Source organism: Nitrospira sp. BLG_2 (assembly GCF_049222245.1).
Window position 1 is genome coordinate 1 of record NZ_JBLYIG010000703.1, and the last position, 3,786, is coordinate 3,786.

A 3,786-nucleotide genomic window follows, 5' to 3' on the forward strand; every position below is an offset into this window, starting at 1 on the left:
ATCATTCAGAAACAGATACGCGTACTCACGAATGATCTCCATGAGCTTCCTGCCGATCTCGTGGGCGACAGTGCGTTCATGGATGTGGTTTTGTACAGAGTGCCCGAACAGCATCGCTCCAAATTGCAGGCCGGAACATCCTTTGCCGCGACCGAGGCATCACCCGGGATGGACGTCTTCACCGTCGGCTATCCGCTTGGTTGGGGGCCGACCATGGCCTTCGGGAAAATCGGAAATACCAATACATTCCTGCAAACCGTCGATACCCGTCTCATCCAGGCCGACCTTTCGACCTGCAGTGGAAATTCGGGAGGCGCGCTGTTCAACGCGCAAGGAGAAATTGTCGGTATCGTGCATGCCGTGATCCAAACCGATAAAGAGGAGACTCAGGCTCACTGCAGTCGCATGACCTTTGTCATTCCGGGAACCCTCGCGGAGCGCATCATCAACGCGTCGCTTTCAGGGAAACCGCTGGCCTTCTCTAGGCTCGGGGTCCATATGACCTCGATAAAAGACGGCACGAGGTTGCGCGTTGCCGTGAAAGAAGTCACGGAGCCGGCGAAAGCGGCAGGCATCCAGAAGCACGACATTTTGCTGGCCATCGAAGGGACGGAGATTCTTGATGGAGCTCAACTGAAGAATTTTCTCATCGAGCGAACAAGCCCGGGTCAAGAAGTGTCGGTCAAGGTACGCCGAGTTGATGTTGATTTGACGTTCCATGTCGTACTGAGCGGCGGGTAAGCGACCGGCCCACCAGGTTATGAGATGATTATCGACAGGCGATGACAAGTCGACAAAGAAGGTATATCTCACCTCATTGTGCATGTGTCGTCACATGCCGTGAATCACCCGTAGGTCTCTAGCGGCCACGGTTGCGTCCAACTAGGTGGATCCCTAGTTGATTAGTTCTCCGCAACCCGGCTACAAGGATTCTTCTGTTGTCAACATTCCGACATCGTGTCAGCGCGCCACATGAAGATGGTAAGAACCGCCGAACATGCCCGAAAGACTCCATGGTGAAGCATGTCTCGTTCACCATCCGTGCCTGCCGTTCGGAAGACCGGCAAACCGGTCTTGCCGAACAAGAGCTGATGTCCTAACGCAACACATGAACGACATCGTCATTCCACAAGAAGTCGCCCGGTTCATCCTCGATCGTATCGACTCCATCGCTCAGTTGGAAGCGGTGCTGTTGCTGCGGCAGAGCCCGGATACGTGGTGGGAATACAAGCAGGTGGCGGACCGATTGTATATCTCTGAAGAACAGTGTGCTCCAGTGCTGGACGGGCTATGCCGTCAAGGTTTGCTGGCGTGCATGAGAGAGCAGCCGAAGCCGGTCTACCGGTACAGGCCGGACAGTGGAGAGCTTCGTGAAATGGTGGATCGGCTTGCCTACTACTACTCGAAACACCTGGTGCCGGTGTCGAATCTTGTGCACGCCAAGGCACAGATGCGGATGGAGCAGTTTGCCGACGCATTCAGGTTCCTTTCCAAAGAGAAATGATGGCCTCGTTCATTTACACTCTTTGCGCCTTGACCGCCGGCCTCTGCGCGTGGTTGCTGCTGCGCGCTTACCATGACACCCGGTATCGGCTGTTGTTTTGGAGCAGTCTCTTCTTCATCATCATCGCCGTCAATAACCTCTTCCTGATGGTCGATAGGCTGGTTTTCCCCATGGATTTAAGCGTCATCCGCTATGCCATCTCGCTGGTAGCGCATGGCCTGCTATTGTTCGGCTTGATTTCCGAATCAAAGTGAGGCGACCGGTCCATGCTTGAATCAATGGAGCTGAAAGAGTTCTTGCTCGGAGCTCTCGTGATGAGCGATGTGGCCTTGGCCCTGTTCTTTCTGCACTATTGGAGGGTGACGAGGGATCGGTTTTTTCTCTTTTTCACCTGGTCCTTTGTGCTGGGAAGCGTGAGCCGACTGGTGATGGCCGTACACCTCGGGAACGACGAATTCGAACCGCTTGTGTATCTCATACGATTTCTCTCCTATGCGACCATCGTGGTCGCGATTATCGATAAGAACCGAGCCTCGATTGCCAAGCTCCTGTTCCAGCGGACATGACAATGTGTCGAGAATGGGGCGGTGAGGGCGAAAAAAAGAGTGGGGCGCTAGTTCTACGGGCCAGGGAAGACCAATGGGCGCCGTCATCGCGCGGCGCAGCGTCGCAGGCGATCCATGATCGCGAGTCCTAGTCCCTCTTCTTTGCAAGGCTCGGCGTAAATGCGATCCAGGCCCAGGGAATCGAGTCGCCGGAGGGCCGCAAAGAGATGGCGCGCAGCGTCCCTCGGATCGCCGGTAGGAGAGAGAACCTCAACGGCTGCAAAGCGGTCGTCGGTAGCTCTTGCTTGCGAGTGAATCAGGAGGCCCGCACGCTCGTCATCGTTCAGAATGGGCCTTGCTCCAACGGAGGCTAAGATCGTCAGTTGTGTCTCTGTTGCATAGTGACGTGATAATTGTCCGGGTGCGATCGGTTTTTCGTTTACTACAGGCGATGACCGGTGAATAAGGCCGATGACGGCGTTGAGTTGTTCGATGGTGATGCTGCCGGGGCGTAACAATTCGGGCTGCGGTCCAGCCAATGAAACAATCGTCGATTCGAGCCCAACCGGGCATGGTCCGCCGTCGAGTATGAGATCAATCTTGCTCTCAAGCCCGTCGGCAACATGCTGAGCGGTCGTCGGGCTGACATAGCCAAAGGGATTCGCGCTGGGGCCGGCGATCGGAGTGCCTGCTTCTCGAATAAACGCCTGCGCCACCGGATGGTTCGGCATTCTGACCGCTACCGTTGAAAGCCCGGCAGTGACAAGATCCGGGATTGCCGGCTGTTTTGGCAGCACCAACGTCAGCGGACCGGGCCAGAAGACATCCATGAGCCGCTGGCCCAGAACGGGCAGGGATTCAATCACACCATTCAACTGCTTTGGATCAGCGATGTGGACGATGAGCGGGTCGAACTGAGGGCGTTGCTTGGCTTCGAAGATCTTCGCTGCCGCATCAGCATTCATCGCATCGCAACCGAGTCCATACACCGTTTCGGTCGGAAATGCGACGAGCCCACCTCTCTTGATGATCAGTCCCGCTAGCCGGATGGACTCGGAATCCGCCGCCGAGAGGACGGCACATTTTGAATGATTGGTCGCGCCCCCCATAGCATGCCTCTGATTCACCTACTCCTTCACGGTCATGGTGATGGTGATCGGATCGAGCGGGTTGTCACGCTCGTCGCGAGGGACGCCGACAATCTTGTCGACAACCTCGATCCCACGAAAGACTTCACCAAACACCGTGTAGCGACGATCCAACCCGCCGTTCTCTCCGACGCAAATAAAAAATTGCGAGCCGTTGTCGTTGAAGTCGCGCGTGCTGTTGCTTTCGCGGGGCATTTTCGCCATGGATACCGCGCCGCGCTTGTGGGGACGGTCGTTCGGCTCGGGAGAAAGAAAGTATCCCGGTCCGCCCGTGCCATGGAGCGCGCGATCGGAAGTTTTGCTCAATGGATCGCCGCCCTGAATGATGAACCCGGGCACCACACGATGGAACGTGGTGCCGTCGTAGAACCCCATCTTCACGAGATTGATGAGATTTTCCACATGACGCGGTGCCGCGTCGGAGTAGAAGCGAATCATAATCTCACCGAATTTCGTGATGATCGTGGCGCGGGGATCTTTCTTTCGAAACGCGAGTGCCATCGCATCACTGTAGCAAGGCGATCTTTCGAGAGGCAAGTCTTACCGACAGTGCTGAGTTCCGCCTGTTGAGTCCTGAGAGAAACGGCTC

Annotated in this window: 7 protein-coding genes; 5 read left to right on the forward strand and 2 right to left on the reverse strand. The window is 56.0% G+C overall.

Annotated elements, in window-relative coordinates:
- The 5 genes from ACOSYY_RS18560 to ACOSYY_RS18580 form a co-directional block, all read left to right on the forward strand.
- On the forward strand, positions 1–741 hold a 741-nt coding region (locus ACOSYY_RS18560), incomplete at its 5' end, for a S1C family serine protease (RefSeq protein ID WP_421664345.1).
- A gap of 197 nt (positions 742–938) precedes the next feature.
- Positions 939–1,100, forward strand: a complete 162-nt coding sequence (locus ACOSYY_RS18565) for a hypothetical protein (RefSeq protein ID WP_421664347.1) — start codon at positions 939–941, stop codon at positions 1,098–1,100.
- Between the two features lie 8 nt (positions 1,101–1,108).
- A complete protein-coding gene (locus tag ACOSYY_RS18570) occupies positions 1,109–1,504 on the forward strand; it encodes a hypothetical protein (RefSeq protein ID WP_421664349.1) in 396 nt (131 codons plus the stop codon).
- Entirely contained in the window at positions 1,501–1,758 is a 258-nt protein-coding gene (locus ACOSYY_RS18575; protein WP_421664350.1) for a DUF5985 family protein, read from the forward strand. The genes ACOSYY_RS18570 and ACOSYY_RS18575 overlap by 4 nt, the downstream gene beginning before the upstream one ends.
- Positions 1,759–1,770: 12 nt before the next feature.
- On the forward strand, positions 1,771–2,070 hold the full coding sequence (locus ACOSYY_RS18580) for a DUF5985 family protein (protein ID WP_421664351.1): 300 nt from the start codon (positions 1,771–1,773) through the stop codon (positions 2,068–2,070).
- Positions 2,071–2,153: 83 nt separating this feature from the next.
- Here the strand turns inward: ACOSYY_RS18580 and ACOSYY_RS18585 are convergent, their stop codons facing one another.
- Positions 2,154–3,176 carry an L-threonylcarbamoyladenylate synthase gene (locus ACOSYY_RS18585; protein ID WP_421664353.1) on the reverse strand — a complete coding sequence of 341 codons (1,023 nt, stop codon included), beginning with the start codon at positions 3,174–3,176 and terminating at the stop codon, positions 2,154–2,156.
- Positions 3,177–3,698, reverse strand: coding sequence for a peptidylprolyl isomerase (locus tag ACOSYY_RS18590; RefSeq protein ID WP_421664355.1), 522 nt, complete (start codon positions 3,696–3,698; stop codon positions 3,177–3,179).
- Between the last annotated feature and the right edge of the window lie 88 nt (positions 3,699–3,786).

Bases quoted from the DNA above. Each gene is read 5' to 3' on its own strand.
- ACOSYY_RS18570 (WP_421664349.1), top strand. From the start codon at position 1,109: ATGAACGACATCGTCATTCCACAAGAAGTCGCCCGGTTCATCCTCGAT.
- ACOSYY_RS18575 (WP_421664350.1), top strand. From the start codon at position 1,501: ATGATGGCCTCGTTCATTTACACTCTTTGCGCCTTGACCGCCGGCCTC.
- ACOSYY_RS18580 (WP_421664351.1), top strand. From the start codon at position 1,771: ATGCTTGAATCAATGGAGCTGAAAGAGTTCTTGCTCGGAGCTCTCGTG.
- ACOSYY_RS18590 (WP_421664355.1), bottom strand. From the start codon at position 3,698: ATGGCACTCGCGTTTCGAAAGAAAGATCCCCGCGCCACGATCATCACG.